Here is a 17,834-nt window from a genome sequence, read left to right as displayed (position 1 = left end):
ATCATACAGTTTTGTCCTGGTAATTCAGGAATGAGGCCCCAATTTACTTTAAAATAGAATGGTTACAGCCTGCATTTTTGAATACAAGGCGCAGGGTGCCCCAAGCAGCGTGCGACCGGCAGGCTGCAGGCATTTTATTTAAAGAAACCCGGTACGGCGGTTCAGCGTTTATCCTGACAGCCGCCACCGTTTTTGATGTAAAGGCCACCATTGAAAGTCATCAAGTCCGAACAGCAATGGCGTGAACTGCTCTCTCCGGAAAGCTACCACGTCACGCGGCAGAAAGGCACAGAGCGCGCCTTCACAGGAGAGTACTGGGATCATTTTCAGCCCGGTATTTATACCTGCGTCGCCTGCGGAACACCACTGTTTGCGTCAGATACGAAATTTGACGCCGGCTGCGGCTGGCCCAGTTATTTTGAGCCCCTTAATCCGCACAATGTGCGCGAAGAAGTCGACACCTCTCACGGCATGACGCGCACCGAAGTGCTGTGCAATGTCTGCGATGCGCATCTTGGTCATGTTTTCCCCGATGGCCCTCCTCCCACCGGCCTGCGCTATTGCATCAATTCGCTGTCCCTTCGCTTTGACCCTGCAGAATGAAAAAACTCCTGTTCGATTTTTTCCCACTGGTCCTCTTTTTTGTGGCCTTCAAGGTTGCAGACATCTACGTGGCAACCTGGGTTGCCATTGCCTGCAGCGTCCTGCAGATACTGTGGCTGAAATTGCGCGGTCGCCCGATAGAAGCCACCAACTGGATGAACGTAATCATTATCGTGGTGTTTGGCGGTGCCACCATATATTTCCATAACGACACCTTCGTCAAATGGAAGCCCACGGTGCTGTACTGGATGTTTGCCCTGATCCTGCTGGGTGCGCGTCTGCTGATGAACAAAAACGTATTGCGCAAAATGCTGGCAACGCAAATGCGCCTGCCGGATCGTATCTGGGATCGCTTGTCTGATACCTGGGCCGGCTTTTTCCTGTTTGCCGGCGCCCTCAATTTAGTGGTAGCCTTTTCCGGGTACTTTACACTGGAGCAGTGGGCGGCCTTCAAGGCCTTTGGCATGACCATTCTGCTGGTCATTTTTGCGATTGGCCAATCAGTCTGGCTGGGCCGTCATATGCAGGAAGTGCCTGCAACGCCCGGGCCCGTTGCCTTGCCGGAGAAAACCAATGACTGACACAGATCGCATCGCACTGATCCGTGAGCGCCTGGCTTCGCTGGAACCGCAGACGCTTGACATTGAAGACGAGTCCCATCTGCACAAAGGGCATGCAGGCGCCAGCAATGGCGCGGGCCATTACCGCCTGAGTATCCGCTCTGCCCGCTTTAATGGATTGTCCAGGGTAGCCAGTCAGCGTCTGGTTTATGATGCGCTGGGAGATTTGATTCCCTACCCGATTCATGCACTGTCCATACAGACCCTACCGATTTCTTAACCAAAAGGAAAACTATGAAACGTTTTATTTTACTTGCTGTAACTTGCGCCATGACAGTCCCGGCCTTGGCCCAGAACGTGGCCACTGTGAATGGTAAAGCCATTACCAAAGATCAGGTAGATACGGCAGTGAAAACGCTCATTGCCCGTGGCGCGACAGACAGCCCAGCGCTGCGCGAACAGATTACAGAACAGCTGATCAATAGTGCCGTCCTGTCCCAGGAAGCCGAAAAACAGGGCGTAGACAAAAACCCTGAAGTGCAGTTCGCCATCGAAAATGCCCGCCAGGAAATTCTGATTGGCTCCATGATGCGTGACTGGGCCAAGACTCATCCGGTCAGTGATGACGACATTAAAAAAGCCTATGACGAGTTCAAGGCCCAGTCCGCCGGTGAACAGGAATATCAGGTCAAACACATCCTGGTCAAAGACGAAACAGCCGCCAATAAGCTGCTGAAAGATATCAAGGCCAAAAAGGTCAGCTTTGCCGATGCCGCCAAGAAAAACTCCATTGACCCTGGGAGTGGCAAAAACGGTGGCGATCTGGGCTGGGCTCCTGCCGAAAACTATGTGCCTGAATTTGCCGAAGCTGTAAAAGCGGCGAAAAAAGGTCAGTTGCTGGACAAGCCTGTTAAAAGCCAATTTGGCTGGCACATCATCCAGGTGACCGACTCACGTCCGGTCAAGGTGCCAACCCTGGAAGAAGCCAAACCGCAAATCAGCCAAATGCTCAGTCAGCAGTCACTGCAGGAACAAATGAAAAAACTGCGTGACGAAGCCAAGATTGAGAAAACCGCTGCTGAAGGCGCTGCCGACAAACCTGCGGAAGCGCCCGCAGTAGAGGCACCCAAGCAGTAAGGTATTGTAAGTCGGGTTCTTTATCCGATTTATCCCGTCAATGACGACTATCCCCCATCTACCGTTATCAGGGCCGATGGGGGATTTTTTATTGTGGAGGTCAGGATGGGATCCTGATACGGGCCGCCTGACAGACAGGATAGATCACCTTTTGGATGTGCCAGAGATAGGACACGCGCTGCTGCAGCTTACCACCCAAGTACGCATCAAACCGATTTTTCCGGTAAGCAGAGCCGGCCGGGTAACTCACCTGGCGCACCCTATCGGGCAAGATTCAACAGGTACACCAATGTATCCTGCTATGGCTTGATCTGTGTGATCTGAGAGATGAAAGGACGAGCGACGCCGATAATCGGGATGTCAGGCACTGTCGGCATTGGCCGACCTGGGCCGACTTATTGTCTGAGCAAGTCCAGCAGCCTTCTTCGTCAAGTACCGGCACGGACAGATCACGGGCTTTCTCCAGCTTGCTGCCAGCCTCTTCACCGGCAACCACATAGCTGGTTTTTTTGATACGCTGCCGCTTACCTTGCCGCCGGCTTCCATGATCAGCTTGCCAGCTTCGTCGCGCGTCAGCGTCGGCAATGTACCGGTCAGGACAAATGTCTTGCCCTGCAGCACCGTGCTTTTGACAGACTCGGGCATTTTGACGGTTACGCCGGCTGCGCGCAGCGCATCGAGCACCGCAATATTATGGGGCTCAGCAAAAAATGCCCGTAGCGATTCGGCCACTACCGGCCCGACATCATTGACCTGAAGAAAAGCAGCTTCATCGGCGGCAATCAGGGCATCAAGCGAGCCAAAGTAACGCGCCAGATCCCGTGCCGTTGTTTCGCCCACATGACGGATGCCCAGCGCATACACGATGCGGGACAACTCTACGTGCTTGCTTTCTTCAATGGCCGCGATCAGGTTTTCTGCCGACTTGCGGCCCATCCGATCCAGCCCCATGACCTTTTCTACCGACAGCGAATACAGATCGGCGATTGAGCGAACCCAGTCGTGATCAACCAGCTGGTCAATCAGTTTTTCACCCAGCCCTTCAATATCCAGGGCCTTGCGCCCTGCGGCATGCAACAAGCTTTGCTTGCGCTGGGCGGCACAAAAAAGGCCACCCGTACAGCGGGTTGCTGCCTCGTCGGGCAAACGCTCCACCGCAGAGCCGCACACCGGACACTGCGTCACCATGGCAAACAGCCGGGCATCGGCCGGCCGCATTTCCAGTACCGGACGCAGCACTTCCGGGATCACATCGCCGGCCCGGCGCACGACCACGGTATCGCCAATTCTTACATCCTTGCGGCGGATTTCGTCTTCATTATGCAGGGTTGCATTGGTTACTGTCACGCCGCCGACAAAGACAGGCTGGAGCCGGGCCACCGGCGTGAGCGCCCCGGTGCGGCCCACCTGCACCTCGATATCCAGTAGCACGGTCGTCGCTTCTTCGGCAGCAAACTTGTGGGCCAACGCAAACCGGGGTGCGCGCGAAACAAAGCCCAGTTCCGTCTGTGCCTTCAGCGAATTGACCTTATACACCACCCCGTCAATATCAAAGGGCAGACTCATTCGCGTCTGGCCGATTTCTTCATAAAAGGCCAGCAGCGCATCTGCACCGGTGACGCGCTTGCGGTACTTGCCCACGGACAAACCCAGGGAAGATAACCAGTCAAGCATGCCGGAATGGGTCTCGGGCAACGGGGCGACAAGCCCATCCAGTTGTCCCCAGCCGTAGGCGAAAAATCGCAGAGGCCGTTTGGCTGTAAGCCGCGGATCCAACTGGCGCAGGCTACCTGCCGCCGCATTGCGCGGATTGACAAAGGTCTTGTCCCCGGCTGCGGCCTGTTGTTTGTTGAGTTTTTCAAAGTCGCTGCGGTGCATGAGCACTTCGCCGCGCACTTCCAGCACCGCTGGAAAACCTGGCGAGAGCGTGAGCGGGACCGAGCGCAAGGTGCGGATATTGGCAGTCACATCTTCGCCGGACAAGCCATCACCACGAGTGGCGGCGCGCACCAGGCGACCGTTCTCGTAACGGATGCTGATGGCCAGCCCGTCCATTTTGACTTCGCAGTTATATTCCACTTTTTCTGCCGGCTCGAGCATGCCGGCAGCACGCAGGGCGTCACTCACGCGTTTGTCGAAGGCAGTCACTTCTTCGCTGCTGAATGCATTGCCCAGCGACAGCATGGGTACGGCGTGACGGACACTGTCAAAAAAAGGCAATGGCGCGCTACCCACACGCTGCGACGGAGAATCGGCATTGACCCATTCAGGATGCTCGGCCTCGATGGCCAGCAACCGCTGCATCAGGCCGTCAAATTCCGTATCGCTGATTGTTGGCGCATCCATAACGTGATACGCGTGATTGTGTGTATTAATTTGTGCACGCAGGCGCTCCAGTTCGGCCTGCAACTGTTGTTCTTTGCCCTGCGTCATGACACATGCCTTTAGGAGAAGACCCGCAAGGCGCGTGGCGAGCCGGCTTGCAGACCCTGCTGCTCCAACTCTTGGTAAATACCGCGAATCTGTTCATCAATCGCGTGTTCGGACCCTTCCATCACAGGCGGCCGGAATCATCAATCAACTGGCCGTCAAGCGACAGCGCCAGATCACGGGCCACGGCCATCATGCGCGCAAAAGGCGTGTCGTCCGGCGGACTGCAGGGAACATCCAGCAGCAGGTCCACGCGGCTGACACCGGCATTTGCCGGATCATCGGCATGCTCTCCGGCCAGCAACAGGACAAAGCGCGGCAGACCGTCATGGTTCATCCACGCCAGGCCGTTGCGGTACTCAGTAAAGCCCTTGGCGCGGGCAACGTCAATCACGCTACGAACAGGATGGGGCTGCGCCAGTTGCACAGTCAGGCCTACTTGCGTATCGAGATTGGCGCAGACCTGATCCAGCTTCCCGGCGCGACGCAGCAAGGCAGGCACATCGGGGCTTTCAACGCTGGCATCAAATTCGTGAGCAATTTCATCGGCCTTGGCCCAGGCCTGCGACCATTCGATTTCGCCCAGCGCACCGGAGCGATTAGCCAACAAAACGGCCATCTGCAACGATACATAATTCTCGTCAGCGCGCAAATCAGCACGATGCAGGCCGTCGTCAGTTTCGGCAAAAAAGCGCAATGGCTTGGAACCGGCGTACAGGGCGCTTCGGGTGTAACGGTGCAGATCGGCGCCACCAACAGGAGCCGCAAAATGCAACTCGATAACGCCTTCGGTCATTTCGTCCACGGCCTCTTCGTCATGCTGTCCTTCCATATCATGGACCGGCATTGGCGCGGTTGCAGAGGTGGCGACAGGTGCTGTGGCCGCAGGCTCATCCAGGTCGCTGGCAAAGACCGGATCCTGCCGATCAACCGGCGCTTTATGCACTGGCGCAACCGGTTTACGATCCTTGAGCAGGACGTCATTCTCATGTTCGTCGCCCATACTGAACTGCTCGTGCATTTGCCTGCGCACTCGTTGGTCCTGCCACCAATTGAACAGCAGCACCAGCAGAATCAGCACGATTCCGATCGCAATTAAAGCCAGTTGCAAATTACTCATTGTGTGATTGACCCTTTTGTTTACGCTTCGCCAACAAGCTGTACGGCGGACTCGATATCCACAGCAACAATTCGGGAAACCCCTTGTTCTTGCATCGTAACACCGATTAACTGCTTAGCCATCTGCATGGCTATTTTATTATGAGAAATAAATAAAAACTGCGTCTGTTCGCTCATGCTGCCAACCAGGTTGGCGTACCTTTCGGTATTGGCATCGTCCAGCGGCGCATCCACCTCGTCCAGCAGGCAGAATGGCGCCGGATTCAGCTTGAACAACGCGAATACCAGTGCCGTGGCAGTCAATGCCTTCTCACCGCCTGACAGCAGATGAATCGTGCTGTTGCGCTTGCCCGGCGGTTGCGCCATGACCTGCACGCCGGCATCCAGAATCTCCTCGCCGGTCATGGACAGGCGCGCCTCGCCGCCGCCGAACAGCTTCGGAAAGAGCTCACCAAAATGCGTATTGACCTGATTGAACGTTTCCTGCAACAGATCGCGCGTTTCCCGATCAATGCGACGAATTGCGTCTTCCAGCGTCTCGATGGCCTCGGTCAGATCCGCGTGTTGCGCATCCAGAAACCCCTTGCGTTCGCGCGACTCGTTCAGTTCGTCCAGGGCGGCCAGATTGACCGATCCCAATGCTTCGATCTGCCGGGAAATTTTCTGCACTTCGGCATGCAGCCAAGTCACTTTGGACCAGTCTTCGGGCAAATCGTTCATCTCGATCTTGAGTGCCGCCCGATCAACCTCGTGTTCGTCCAGTTGCTCGGAAAACTGCTCTACCGCCAGCCGGGCAGCCTGTTCATCCAGCTGCAATTGCATAATATGGGCGCGGCGCGGCTCCAGCGACTGCTCGGTGCGCATGCGCGTTTCATCAGCACCGCGCAGCGTGGCAGCCAGATTGTCCAACTCAAGACGAGCAGCAGCCAGCGCTTCCTCACGGATCACCCGGGTTTCCAGCGCATCCTGCAGCCCGGCCTGGGTGGCGGACTCGTCGAAATCAAACAGCTCGGTTTCCAGGTTTTCCAGTTCATTACGGGCCTGGTTGATCTGGTTGCCGGCCAGGTCTCTGTTGCGGGTCAGATCAGCAATCCGCGAGGTCAGACCACGCTGGGTAAAACCCGCTTCCTGTACGCTACGCTCCAGCTCGCGAATTTGCTGACGCGCGGCTTCAGCCGTTTCGGCCAGCGTCTCGCCGGCCATTTCCGCTTCAGCATAGGCTTCCTGTAGCGTGGCCAGCTCATTGTCCAGTGTTTCAAAACCGGCTTCGGACTCTTCCTTCTGGGCCAGCAATTCTTCCTGCTGTATGCGGATGTCGGCCAGATCTTCGTTGATGCGTGCGTTGCGCTCTTCGCTTTGCTGCATCTGTGCGTGCAACCGGGAATGCTCCATCTGCAGATCATGCACCCGACGGGTCAGCTCAGACAGGCGCTGGCGCGCCGGTGTCATCGATTGCGACAGCGCTGTCCAGGCTGCTTCACTGCGAGCCAGCTGGGTAACAGCCTGATCGGCTATCAGCTGGCGCGCCTTGATTTCGCGCTTAAGGTTGTCAATTTCCTGCTGGCGAGCCAGCATACCTGCCTGCTCGGAATCGGCCGCATAAAAGCACAGGCCATGCGCATCGGTCACATGTCCTTCGCGCACCACCAATTGCACGCCGACCGGCAACGACTGCCGCTGCCCCAGCGCTTCGGTCAGCGATGAAGCCGTGTAGACGCCTTGCAACCAGCGTCCCAGCAGGCTTTTCAGATCAGGATCGTTGCAGCGCAGCAGCGACAGCAGCGGCGTATGGCCCGGCAACGCCGCCGGCAGCGCCTCGGCTGTCGGCTTCTGGTAGAACGCCAGGCGCGACGGTGGCGGATCGTCCGTAAAGGCGCGCGCCATATCCAGGTCGCGCAGGGCAGCGCAGTTAAGCGCTCACGCAATACGGATTCCAGCGCAGCTTCCCAGCCCGGTTCAATATGTATTTGTTGCCAAAGCCGGCCAAAACCGGCCAGATCATGCTTTTGCAGCCAGGGTTCAAGCGCCCCTTCTTCTGCACATCTTCCTGCAGGGCGCTAAGCGCGCTTAGCCGGGCTTCAAGCCTGGCCACATCCTGCGTTTCCTTTTGCGAATTCGTTTGTGCGCTGCGGCGTGCCTCGTCCAGCTGCGGCAAGCGCTCCTCCATGTCCTGCAGGCTTGCCTGTACTTCTTCCAGCTGGGCTTCGGCCGCGTTGCGGTCACCGGTCAGTTGTTCAAGCCGTCCTGCATCGGGGCTCTGGATCTCGCCCAGTTCCCGTTCCAGGCGTTCCCGGCGTTGCTCCAGCTGCTGCAACTGGCGGTCGGCATCACGCTGCGCCTGGGCCGTGAGCGCCAGCTTTTGCTCAACGCGGGCCAGCTCGGATCGCATGGTTTCGCGGCTTGCCGACGCGCTGCGCACTTTTTCTTCCACTTCAGGCATGTCGGCCTGGCGCGATTCCAGTTCATCCTGGACCATGGCTGCGCGCTCGGCTGCGGCGGCCAGCTCTTCTTCGAGCTCGGCAATCTGTTCCGTGCAGTGCGTCAGCTGATCCTGCCATTCCTGCATTTGGGTATTGAGTGTCGTCTTGCGCGCCTGCAAACGGTTGCGCGCATCCACCACATGGCGGATTTCGGTCTCAAGGCGGCTGACCGTGGTATTGGCCTCGTACATGGCAGCCTGGGCTGCGTGCACTGCGTCGCTGGCCTGGTAATGCGCCTGTCGGCGTTTTTCCACTTCGCTTTCTGAAGCGCGCAGTTCTGCGAGCGAGGCCTCCAGTTCTGTCTGGGCCTTCTCGATCTCCTGGGCTTTTTTCTCCTGATCGGCGCGGGCATTTTCTTCGCGGATCAACCAGAGTACATGCTGCTTTTTTTCACCGTCGTTCTGCAGGTCACGATACTTGCGCGCCACCTCGGCCTGCGCTTCCAGCCGGTTCAGCTGCGACTCAAGTTCGCGCATAATGTCTTCGACACGGGTCAGGTTCTCGCGGGTATCGCCCAGACGATTTTCAGTCTCACGACGCCGCTCCTTATATCTGGAAACGCCAGCGGCCTCTTCCAGATACACACGCAGCTCTTCGGGCTTGGCCTCAATCAGGCGATTGATCATGCCCTGGCCAATGATGGCGTAGCCACGCGCGCCCAGACCGGTACCCAGGAAAATATCGTGAATATCCTTGCGGCGTACCTGCTGGTTGTTGACGTAATAGCTACTAGTGCCGTCGCGTGTCAGCACTCGTCTGACGGCGATTTCTCCGTAAGTACTCCACTGCCCGACCGCACGCCCGTCGCTGTTGTCAAAGACCAGTTCAACCGACGCCCGTGCTGCGGGCTTTCGGTTTCCCGATCCATTGAAGATCACGTCCTGCATGGATTCGCCGCGCAGTTCAGAGGCGCGCGTTTCTCCCAGCACCCAGCGTACGGCATCGATAATATTGGATTTGCCGCAGCCATTGGGACCAACCACGCCCACCATCTGGCTGGGCACCGGAATGACCGTAGGATCAACAAAAGACTTGAATCCAGCTAGTTTGAGTTGGGTGAGACGCACGTAGGAAACAATACAAAGTAAAAAAAATGCCCTGAAGCGGTGCCGATACAGGTCCGGCCCGACAGTCAGGCTCCAGCCCAGTATGATAACCCAGGCGATCCGATTTGATAGTAAACAAAAGTCATAATAGCAATATTTGCGCAGGGCGCAAGTCCTCGCCCAAGCCTGCAGCGACATACCGGCTTGTGGCCGCCAACGCAAGCCTTGACGCGTTCCGGCGCGCATGGCAATCGCTCACTGCCGCATGCGCAGCCGGTGCCGGGCGGCTACCTGTCCGGCAATAAATATTTCAGCCTGCTACATGGCCGGATAGAGAAATTTGGTTGGCAGCTCACTGCGCTGGTCTATTGCTGGCGCATTTGTTTGAATCTAATTCACCTGTAGTGGGGGCCATTGGGTAACGAAACACCACTGAACCTGATATTATGTTGCGATTGAGCACGACGGAAAACCCGGCACCAGTCTGGTCTTTCTGCCGGCACCATTTCATGACCACGACATATGGTTACTTTATCGTCCGGTGTTGCCACCGGATCCGGGTAAGCGATAACAAGTTAAAACGGGATATTCAGTTTGAAAAAAGGTTTCTTTCTCGTCATGTTGGCACAGGCGCTCTCGTCCCTGGCCGACAATGCGCTTTTTATCGCTGCCATCGCCCTTATCGCTGAACTTTCCGGACCCGACTGGATGACGCCCGCCATGAAATGGTTTTTTGCGTTCGCCTATGTCATTCTGGCGGCGTTCGTTGGCGCCATCGCCGACTCGTTCCCAAAGGGTCGGGTCATGTTTGTCACCAATGCCATTAAAATTTCCGGCTGCCTGCTGATGTTCGGCTTCGCCTTGCTGGCGCCGTCCGACAAGAGCCTGCACGCCTACATCGTCTGTTTCTCCTATGCCCTGGTGGGCATCGGCGCTGCTGCCTATTCTCCGGCCAAATACGGTATCGTTACCGAACTGCTGCCTCCACGGGATCTGGTCAAGGGCAACAGCTGGATTGAAGGGCTTACAGTGCTGTCGATTATTTTCGGCGTTGTCCTGGGGGGCAAGCTGATCGAACCGCCCCTATCCGATTTCCTTTTGGCCCTGCCCTGGATGTCGGTTCTGGCTAAAACGCCGGCCGAGGCGGCTATTGTTGTCATTGGCGGTATTTATATCCTGGCCGCTATCTGCAATTTACTGATTCCCAATACGCACTTCGTGTACCCGAAACAGGAATCCAATCCAGTGAAGCTGCTCAGCGTATTTGCCAGTTATGTGCGCATCCTGTGGCAGGATAAAGTCGGACAGATCTCACTGGCGGTCACTACCCTTTTCTGGGGCGCGGGTGCCACCTTGCAGCTGATCGTGCTGCAATGGGGCCGGGATCACTTGCAACTGAGCATCGCCCAGTCGGCCAATTTGATGGGTGTTGCGGCCATCGGCACCATTGTCGGTTCAGTTCTGGCCGGTCGGGTCCCGCTGACGCGCGCATTACATGTGCTGCCTATCGGCGTTGTGATGGGTTTTTCCGTGATGCTGATGACCATTGTGAAGGAAACCTGGGCGGTATATTTCACCCTGATCCTGGTGGGCGGACTTTCCGGCTTTTTCGTAGTGCCGCTTAACGCACTGCTGCAGCACCGCGGACATGTTCTTTTGTCGGCCGGCCATTCCATTGCCGTACAGAACTTCAACGAACAATTGAACATTTTGTTCATGGTGGCCGCCTACTGGTTCATGCTGGAAATGAGCTTGCACATCAATACTATCATTATTATTTTCGGCGTCATTGTCGCCCTGCTCATGACGCTGGTGATTGCCTGGTGCTATCGCAACCAGCGACGCTATCCGGCGACCTTTGCGGAAATTGGTGAAGAAGGTCATGGCCGGGCCCAGACGGGGCATTAGCGCCTGAGCGTTCGCTTGAATATCCAGAGCTGAACATTCGCATCCGGGGCTGCTGCCCGACGGCGACACCAGATCCGGCCGCGCAGCGGCCAGCGCACTCCTGTCACGATCTATTGGATTTCCGGCATCTTATACTGCAGCCTGCCGCAGCAACTGTCGCATACGTTTAAGATCGAGCCAGGCCAGCGGCTTGGCAGCCTGATTGGCCATGAGATGATTCGGATGAAAAGTGACCACGACAGGAATGGTTCTGTCCTGCACGGTAATCTGCAGGTCATGGACCTCGCGCAACTCGCCCACCGATTGTGTGGTGCCCAGCACCGACTGTGCGGCATTGCCAAATAGCAGGATACATGAAGGCTGCACCATGGCGATCTGCTGTTGCAGATAATCGGCGCAGGCTGCAATCTCATGCGGCTCGGCTGGCCGGCTCACCATTGGCCGGCACTTGACCACGTCAGTAATAAACGTCGCCTCACGGGATAGGCCAATGGCGGCTAGCATATTGTCCAGCAGCTGGCCCGCCTGTCCACTGAGGGGTTCGCCGCTGATTTCGTCCTGCGCGCCTGGCGCCTGGTCAATAATCATCAAGCGTGCTGTCGCGCTACCAGAGCCGGGTACCGGCTGGCGGGCGTGCTCCGACAGGCCGCAACGGGTGCACTGCCGGATAGTTTCAGCCAATACCGGCCACTCGATCCGGGCATCTGCCTGCGGCTGCGAAGCCGCCGGGCGACTGTACTGACCTTCAGGTACTAAGGCCCCGGATGTGCTGTTGGAAACAACAGCAGCACCCATCTCGTTCGTGGCCCCACGGGCATGGTCTTCTTTTTCACGACGCGTATCTGCGGCGACGCGCCCCCCCGGCCGACGTTGCCGCTGCATTTGTTCGCGCAGTTTAGCCATTGCCTGACGGGCAGGCGAAGCATCATTCTGGACTGCTGTTGTTGCGCCCGGCACTGTTTCTTTTACCACTGCCGATGGGCTGTCCGGCGCTTGTGTGGGCGCCTGGACCTGCGCCGCTGGGCGCGGATCCGAATCCGCCTGGGCAGGTTCTGCTGCCGATGCGGCGCCTGCCGCTGGCGAGTGTCTGGTATGCGCCGCAGGGCGTTTGCGGCGCCCGCGGACACGGTCAGCGCGCGCCCCCATAGACGATCAATCCCGCTCTCTTGCAACCAGAGAAGTTGGAGCGGGTTGACCGTAACATTGACCGGATGCGCCACGGGCTGGGCGCCGGCAGAAACTGAAGAAGAGTCCATAGCCATCAGGATACCACGGCTTTCTGCAAGACCCAGGCATCTTCGCTATGACCGCGCCGTCCGGGTAGTAGCCCTTGCGCACGCCAATCTGCTCATAACCCCAGCGGTGGTAAAACGCGATAGCCCGTGTATTGGACGGACGCACTTCCAGCACCTGGCTATCGAGCTTTTGCGCCAGCAGGCGCTCTTCACCCCAGGCAAGCAGGCCGGCACCAATGCCCCGGCCCTGCCAGTCGGGCGCAACGCCAATAAGCAGCAGATGAGCCACATCGGGTGCCATCAGTTGCAGGGAAAACGCAACTACCTCGTTACCATGGCACACGACCCAGGCCTCGTAGCCGGCTTTTAACGCATCAAAAAAGTTGCCCTCGGTCCAGGGGTGGGACTGCACACGACGTTCAATATGTACTACCGCCTCTATATCCTGCTGCGTCATGCGCCGGATAGTATGCATCTGCTGCAGCGACATGATCATCTGGCTGCGCGTCTGACCTTCGGGCGACACGGTCACTTGCCCGCCTGGCGTGATCTGTTGAGCCGATAGCGGAATAGCTCGCGGATTACCTCCCTGCCCAGCCCCTTTCCTTGATCGTAAATGCAACCTTATCACGCACGTACAGCGGCGCCGCCTGATCGGCCGCGATAAATCGACCGGCGAGCCAGGCGCGCAGGCCGATACGGGCCATGATCGCAGCACGCGGTTCAGCATCCGCCACCAGTTTAACGCCGGGCAAATGGGCCAACCCTGAACATACATGCACTCCCGAGCCGACCAATATAATAGAAGGTTGCCCGTCCAGGCCGGGTTCGCGCGCTGCCAGCGGCACAGTCAGATCCGGCAAGATCTCGTTTGCACCGTCAGCGTTTATATCGCCGGCGCCGCTGATCCCCTTTAGCCAGAGCGGAACCTGTTCTGCGGCAATCAGGCACGGCGCTTGAACCTGAACGAGCTCGCTCTGGCCGGTTTCCCTGAAACAGGCCAGAAACACTTCCTGCATGCGGCATCCAGCAGACTGACAATCAGCGTAGAGGCGCGACCGGTCTTACTGTCTCGGCAACGGCAAGCAACGACGATACCGGGAACACCGGGATATCCAGGCCCAGGCCCAGCCCTTGTGCCATGCCCGCGGCAATACGCAGGCCGGTAAATCCACCGGGTCCCTGGCCGAAGACGATGCCACTGATATCGGCTCGGTCAAGTCCTGCCGAATTGAGCAGATGATCAAGCATTGGTAGCAATTGTTCGGCATGACCGTTGGCCTGGTTGCTGACCTGCTCGGTCGTCTGCGACTGTCCACCGTCGTAGCGCAGCAGTGCCGCCGACGAACAGGTGGCCGAGCTTTCCAGGGAGATCAGATTGACATTCATATACTACGCTTTTGAGAAAAAAGTTTATGGCCGCATGCCTGGCGGTTGGCGGTTGGCCGTCCGTGAAACGGTCTGTTATACAAATGGCCGACATTTGGGCTGGCCATGCCGCAATTATAAACAGGAAGCCGGTTTTGACCGGGACGATTTGCGCTAAAATAGATAGCACAGTTCACTTGCACGTTCCGTCCGTTTTTGGACAAGCATCACACTAGCTTCGCAGCGTCTTATTATTTGCAATTTGAAACAAAATGTATCTATTTGCTTCCCATTACCAATACACACCCAGAGAAATATTTTTAGTGTAACTGATGGTGAAAATTAAGCCATGTGCGATGGCAGAAACTGTAACATGTGCTCAAATAGCCCTGTCACTTCTCTCGGAAGCTCTTAACCTATTAGTATGAATACACACAAACTGCCTCGTCAACACCTCCACGTAAAATTCTGGTAGTCGATGATGACCCTCGCCTTCGCGACCTGCTGCGCCGTTACCTGACTGAACAGGGGTTCAATGTGTTCGTAGCCGAAGACGGGAAGGAAATGACCAAGCTCTGGCAGCGAGAACATTTCGACCTGCTGGTATTGGATCTGATGCTGCCCGGGGAAGATGGTCTGTCCATCTGTCGCCGGCTGCGCGGTGCCAACGACAATACGCCTATCATCATGCTGACCGCCAAGGCCGAAGAGATCGATCGCATCCTGGGCCTGGAGATGGGTGCTGACGATTATCTGTCCAAGCCGTTCAATCCTCGTGAACTGCTCGCGCGGGTAAATGCCATTTTGCGCCGCCGCGGCTCCGAAGAACACCCCGGCGCACCCAGCCAGGAAAATGAATCGATCGCTTTCGGGCCCTATACCCTGAATCTGTCCACACGTACGCTGTCGCGCGGCGAAGAAGTCGTCGCCATCACCACGGGTGAATTCTCTGTGCTCAAAGTATTTGCCCGCCACCCCAAGGTGCCGCTATCGCGCGACAAACTGATGGAGCTGGCCCGTGGCCGCGAATATGAAGCCTTTGATCGTAGTCTTGACGTCCAGATTTCCCGTCTGCGCAAGCTGATAGAGCCGAATCCGGCCAAACCGGTATTTATTCAGACCGTTTGGGGATTGGGTTACGTCTTCGTTCCGGACGGCGGTAACTAAAAGACGGGGCCGCCATGGCCGCTGCTCCGGTTCAGCCTCCTCAACTGCAGAATTTCTCGTCAAAGATCCGGCTGAGCTTGTTCAGCCGGTCTTTTTTCCTGCTCGCGGCATTGCTGGCCGTCAGTCTGACGTGCTGGCTGATCGTGTTTTTCAACATGCAGGAAGAGCCGCGCGCCTCGCAAATGGCCGAACGCGGCATTACGGCACTTAAAATTACCCGCAAGTCGCTCGCCTACGTTCCGCCCAATGATCGGAACGCATTGGTGATCGACCTGGCCACCACCGGGGATATCCAGGTCTTCCCCCGGCAATTGGACGACGTATTGCAGCCGTTGCCAGATACCACATTCTGGCGTATCTTCGCAGACAAGATCCAGCGCTCCGACACCCAAAACATCACCAAGATCGCATCCAGCATGAACGGCGAGCCGGGCATATGGATCAGTTTCAATGTGGGAGAGGAGCTGTACTGGCTGCTACTCAAATCATCGACCGACAATCTGCCACAAATGCGCGAATGGATAGGCTGGGGCGTGATTGCGCTGCTGCTGGCCCTGATCGGGGCTGCGATCAGCGTCCGGTTTGTCAATACGCCACTGTCACGGCTGGCCAAGGCCGCCCAGCAGGTTGCGCGGGGCGAGAACCCGGCGCCCCTGCCTGACGATCAGGGCCGCTGGAGATCCGTGAACTCAATAATGCCTTTAACCGCATGGCGCGCGATATCCGTCAGACCGAAGCCGATCGCGAATTGATGCTGGCTGGTATTTCTCATGATCTGCGCACGCCCCTGGCGCGCATGCGCCTGGAAATTGAATTAAGTAATGTCAGTGATGAAACCCGCAGCGCCATTGACGAAGATCTTGGACAGATCGATCACAGTATCGGCCAGTTAATGGAGTACGCCCGTCCGGCGGGGGTGCTTCCGGAAAGAGCCATCAACGTTTCCTCTATTTTGCGGGATATCACCGACAGGGAAAAAGCGCATACGGAATCATTGGGTGGCACATTGCGCACAATGATTCAACCGAATCTGTACGCCAGGATAGGGGAACTGAACCTGAAGCGAATTGTCAGCAATCTGATTGAAAACAGCCGCCGCTATGGTCGGTCTGTGGCTGACGGCCAGCCGCACATCCTGGTGCGGGTCCGCGAGAAAGGCAGCATGATCGAAATAGAGGTTTGCGACAATGGCGCAGGCATCAATGCCAAGGATACCGAAAGACTGCTGCGTCCCTTTTCCCGCGGTGAAGCCGCACGCACCGGCGTATCCGGCGCAGGCCTGGGCCTTTCCATCGTCGAACGGCTGCTGCAGCACGTGGGTGGCACCCTGAAGTTGCTTCCAAATCAACCCACCGGCCTCGTCGGGCACATAGAAATCCCCAAAGCACGAGATAGAAATTATCAATTAGACACCCAGTATTGATAGTGTAAAATAACATTAAAACTTATATTGGAAAGTGGACGGGGCCATTGTGGCAAATCGTCCACCCCCTTGCCATGCCTTGCGGCGCGGCCAATAAGCAGGCCCGGTATCACCGGGCGGTTGTTCAACTTCTTATGAGGAACAGTTATGAAAACAGTTGGTGAAAAGCTCGAATCGTTCAAAGTCGTCGGTGTCAAACCTGGTTTTAACAACCATGAAGAAAACGGCGTTTCTGCGTTCGAAGACATCACAGAATCTTCTTTCCCCGGAAAATGGAAAGTGATCTACTTCTATCCAAAAGATTTCACATTCGTGTGCCCTACCGAGATCGTTGGCTTTAACAACCTGGCCAAAGACTTCGAAGATCGTGACGCCGTACTGATGGGCGGCTCTGTGGACAACGAATTCTGCAAACTGGCATGGCGCCGTGAGCATCCTGACCTGAACAAACTGGGTCACTATTCATTTGCCGACTCTACCGGTTCCCTGATCGATCAATTGGGCGTGCGTGAACGCAATGAAGGTGTTGCCCTGCGCGCTACATTCATTGTTGACCCGGACAACGTCATCCAGCATGTTTCAGTCAACAACCTGAACGTGGGACGCAACCCGGAAGAAGTTCTGCGTATTCTGGACGGCCTGCAGACAGATGAATTGTGCCCATGCAACCGCGCAGCGGGTGGCGACACACTGTAATTTGCATCAAGCCCGGTTCGCCGGGTTTTTCCTCCTCTTTTTAATAGGAAAAACTATGCAATTTTTAACTACGATTAAAAATGAAATTCCCGATTGGGCCAAGGACATACGCCTGAATCTGGATGGCACCATTGCCCGCTCCTCTCTGAAACCGGCCGATGCAGTGGGTGTGGCTCTGGCTGCCGCCTATGCCGCGAAAAATCCTTTTCTGATCGAGCAGTTCAAGTCTGGTTTGTCCCCGGAAGATGTCAATGGTGTGCTGACTGCAGCAGCCTGATGGGGATGAACAATATCTGGTATCCCTATGTGGAAATGACCGACGACAGTCAACTCAAAACCCTGCCGCCGCTATTGCGCATGAATGCCTATTCCTCGCATGGCGGCATCGAGCAGGATCGTTTTGAATTGTTTGCCCTGGCTGCGTCGATTGTCGGCAAATGCCACTTTTGCGTTAAATCGCATTTTGACAATCTGAAAAAAGCAGGCTACACGATCGAGCAGTTGCGCGATGCCGGACGTATCGCCGCGGTGGTCAATGCCGCTGCGCTGGCGTTAACGGCCGAAGGTAAATAGTCAGTCTGCCGCTCAATGAATGTCATGCCGTGACACAATGTCGCGGCATTTTTTTGGCTGGTGAACCTGCACCAACCGACTTTTCGTAC

The 17,834-nt window shown here is 56.6% G+C and carries 14 protein-coding genes and 3 pseudogenes; 10 read left to right on the top strand and 7 right to left on the bottom strand.

The window, feature by feature from the left end:
- Positions 1–210: 210 nt before the first annotated feature.
- From msrB to TKWG_RS07810, 4 genes are read left to right on the top strand one after another with little or no spacing between them, the layout of a single operon-like run.
- Positions 211–603: a peptide-methionine (R)-S-oxide reductase MsrB gene (gene msrB / locus TKWG_RS07825; protein ID WP_014750326.1), complete on the top strand. Its 393-nt coding sequence runs from the start codon at positions 211–213 to the stop codon at positions 601–603.
- On the top strand, positions 600–1,184 hold the full coding sequence (locus TKWG_RS07820) for a septation protein A (protein ID WP_014750325.1): 585 nt from the start codon (positions 600–602) through the stop codon (positions 1,182–1,184). Before msrB ends, TKWG_RS07820 begins: the two co-directional genes overlap by 4 nt.
- A complete protein-coding gene (locus TKWG_RS07815) occupies positions 1,177–1,443 on the top strand; it encodes a BolA family protein (RefSeq protein ID WP_014750324.1) in 267 nt (88 codons plus the stop codon). Before TKWG_RS07820 ends, TKWG_RS07815 begins: the two co-directional genes overlap by 8 nt.
- 14 nt (positions 1,444–1,457) lie before the next feature.
- Complete coding sequence (locus TKWG_RS07810; RefSeq protein WP_014750323.1) at positions 1,458–2,300, top strand: peptidylprolyl isomerase; 843 nt, start codon at positions 1,458–1,460, stop codon at positions 2,298–2,300.
- Positions 2,301–2,718: 418 nt separating this feature from the next.
- Here the strand turns inward: TKWG_RS07810 and ligA are convergent.
- The 3 genes and pseudogenes from ligA to smc form a co-directional block, all read right to left on the bottom strand.
- Positions 2,719–4,733, bottom strand: a pseudogene (gene ligA / locus TKWG_RS07805) (NAD-dependent DNA ligase LigA); the annotation flags it as partial.
- Positions 4,734–4,854: 121 nt separating this feature from the next.
- A complete protein-coding gene (locus TKWG_RS07800) occupies positions 4,855–5,850 on the bottom strand; it encodes a cell division protein ZipA C-terminal FtsZ-binding domain-containing protein (RefSeq protein WP_014750321.1) in 996 nt (331 codons plus the stop codon).
- A 20-nt stretch (positions 5,851–5,870) separates the two neighbouring features.
- Positions 5,871–9,396 (bottom strand): annotated as a pseudogene (gene smc, locus TKWG_RS07795) (chromosome segregation protein SMC).
- Positions 9,397–9,969: 573 nt separating this feature from the next.
- Here smc and lplT point away from each other — a divergent pair.
- Positions 9,970–11,283, top strand: coding sequence for a lysophospholipid transporter LplT (gene lplT / locus TKWG_RS07785; RefSeq protein WP_014750319.1), 1,314 nt, complete (start codon positions 9,970–9,972; stop codon positions 11,281–11,283).
- Between the two features lie 129 nt (positions 11,284–11,412).
- Here the strand turns inward: lplT and TKWG_RS21380 are convergent, their stop codons facing one another.
- The 4 genes from TKWG_RS21380 to tsaB are packed head-to-tail and all read right to left on the bottom strand — an operon-like array spanning position 11,413 to position 13,907.
- Positions 11,413–12,429, bottom strand: a complete 1,017-nt coding sequence (locus TKWG_RS21380; protein WP_014750318.1) for a uracil-DNA glycosylase — start codon at positions 12,427–12,429, stop codon at positions 11,413–11,415.
- 6 nt (positions 12,430–12,435) lie between these two features.
- Positions 12,436–13,050: a ribosomal protein S18-alanine N-acetyltransferase gene (gene rimI / locus TKWG_RS21375; protein ID WP_050981570.1), complete on the bottom strand. Its 615-nt coding sequence runs from the start codon at positions 13,048–13,050 to the stop codon at positions 12,436–12,438.
- A 49-nt stretch (positions 13,051–13,099) separates the two neighbouring features.
- Positions 13,100–13,537 (bottom strand): hypothetical protein, encoded by a 438-nt coding sequence (locus TKWG_RS23235; RefSeq protein ID WP_050981569.1) that lies wholly within the window; start codon positions 13,535–13,537, stop codon positions 13,100–13,102.
- A gap of 22 nt (positions 13,538–13,559) precedes the next feature.
- Positions 13,560–13,907, bottom strand: coding sequence for a tRNA (adenosine(37)-N6)-threonylcarbamoyltransferase complex dimerization subunit type 1 TsaB (gene tsaB, locus TKWG_RS21365; RefSeq protein ID WP_050981568.1), 348 nt, complete (start codon positions 13,905–13,907; stop codon positions 13,560–13,562).
- Positions 13,908–14,351: 444 nt separating this feature from the next.
- Here tsaB and ompR point away from each other — a divergent pair, with 444 nt between their 5' ends.
- The 5 genes and pseudogenes from ompR to TKWG_RS07750 all read left to right on the top strand — a co-directional run bounded on the left by ompR (position 14,352) and on the right by TKWG_RS07750 (position 17,745).
- Positions 14,352–15,053 (top strand): osmolarity response regulator transcription factor OmpR, encoded by a 702-nt coding sequence (ompR, locus tag TKWG_RS07770; RefSeq protein WP_041709181.1) that lies wholly within the window; start codon positions 14,352–14,354, stop codon positions 15,051–15,053.
- A 14-nt stretch (positions 15,054–15,067) separates the two neighbouring features.
- On the top strand, positions 15,068–15,805 hold the full coding sequence (locus TKWG_RS26455) for a HAMP domain-containing protein (RefSeq protein WP_041709178.1): 738 nt from the start codon (positions 15,068–15,070) through the stop codon (positions 15,803–15,805).
- Positions 15,763–16,476 (top strand): ATP-binding protein, encoded by a 714-nt coding sequence (locus TKWG_RS26450; RefSeq protein ID WP_041709176.1) that lies wholly within the window; start codon positions 15,763–15,765, stop codon positions 16,474–16,476. Before TKWG_RS26455 ends, TKWG_RS26450 begins: the two co-directional genes overlap by 43 nt.
- Positions 16,477–16,623: 147 nt before the next feature.
- Entirely contained in the window at positions 16,624–17,172 is a 549-nt protein-coding gene (locus tag TKWG_RS07755; protein ID WP_014750316.1) for a peroxiredoxin, read from the top strand.
- A gap of 55 nt (positions 17,173–17,227) precedes the next feature.
- Positions 17,228–17,745: pseudogene (locus tag TKWG_RS07750) on the top strand (carboxymuconolactone decarboxylase family protein).
- The last annotated feature ends 89 nt before the right edge of the window (positions 17,746–17,834 follow it).

It is taken from the genome of Advenella kashmirensis WT001, from assembly GCF_000219915.2.
GTDB lineage: Bacteria > Pseudomonadota > Gammaproteobacteria > Burkholderiales > Burkholderiaceae_B > Advenella > Advenella kashmirensis.
Note: the sequence above shows the minus strand (reverse complement) of the source record. Positions and strands in the feature narration are given on the sequence as shown.

What these genes read in the sequence shown, in the direction of transcription:
- TKWG_RS07810 (WP_014750323.1), top strand. Translation starts at nt 1,458, where the DNA reads ATGAAACGTTTTATTTTACTTGCTGTAACTTGCGCCATGACAGTCCCG.
- TKWG_RS07815 (WP_014750324.1), top strand. Translation starts at nt 1,177, where the DNA reads ATGACTGACACAGATCGCATCGCACTGATCCGTGAGCGCCTGGCTTCG.
- TKWG_RS07755 (WP_014750316.1), top strand. Translation starts at nt 16,624, where the DNA reads ATGAAAACAGTTGGTGAAAAGCTCGAATCGTTCAAAGTCGTCGGTGTC.
- TKWG_RS07800 (WP_014750321.1), bottom strand. Translation starts at nt 5,850, where the DNA reads ATGAGTAATTTGCAACTGGCTTTAATTGCGATCGGAATCGTGCTGATT.
- TKWG_RS23235 (WP_050981569.1), bottom strand. Translation starts at nt 13,537, where the DNA reads ATGCAGGAAGTGTTTCTGGCCTGTTTCAGGGAAACCGGCCAGAGCGAG.
- TKWG_RS26455 (WP_041709178.1), top strand. Translation starts at nt 15,068, where the DNA reads ATGGCCGCTGCTCCGGTTCAGCCTCCTCAACTGCAGAATTTCTCGTCA.
- TKWG_RS07820 (WP_014750325.1), top strand. Translation starts at nt 600, where the DNA reads ATGAAAAAACTCCTGTTCGATTTTTTCCCACTGGTCCTCTTTTTTGTG.
- TKWG_RS21380 (WP_014750318.1), bottom strand. Translation starts at nt 12,429, where the DNA reads ATGGGGGCGCGCGCTGACCGTGTCCGCGGGCGCCGCAAACGCCCTGCG.
- tsaB (WP_050981568.1), bottom strand. Translation starts at nt 13,907, where the DNA reads ATGAATGTCAATCTGATCTCCCTGGAAAGCTCGGCCACCTGTTCGTCG.
- TKWG_RS26450 (WP_041709176.1), top strand. Translation starts at nt 15,763, where the DNA reads ATGGCGCGCGATATCCGTCAGACCGAAGCCGATCGCGAATTGATGCTG.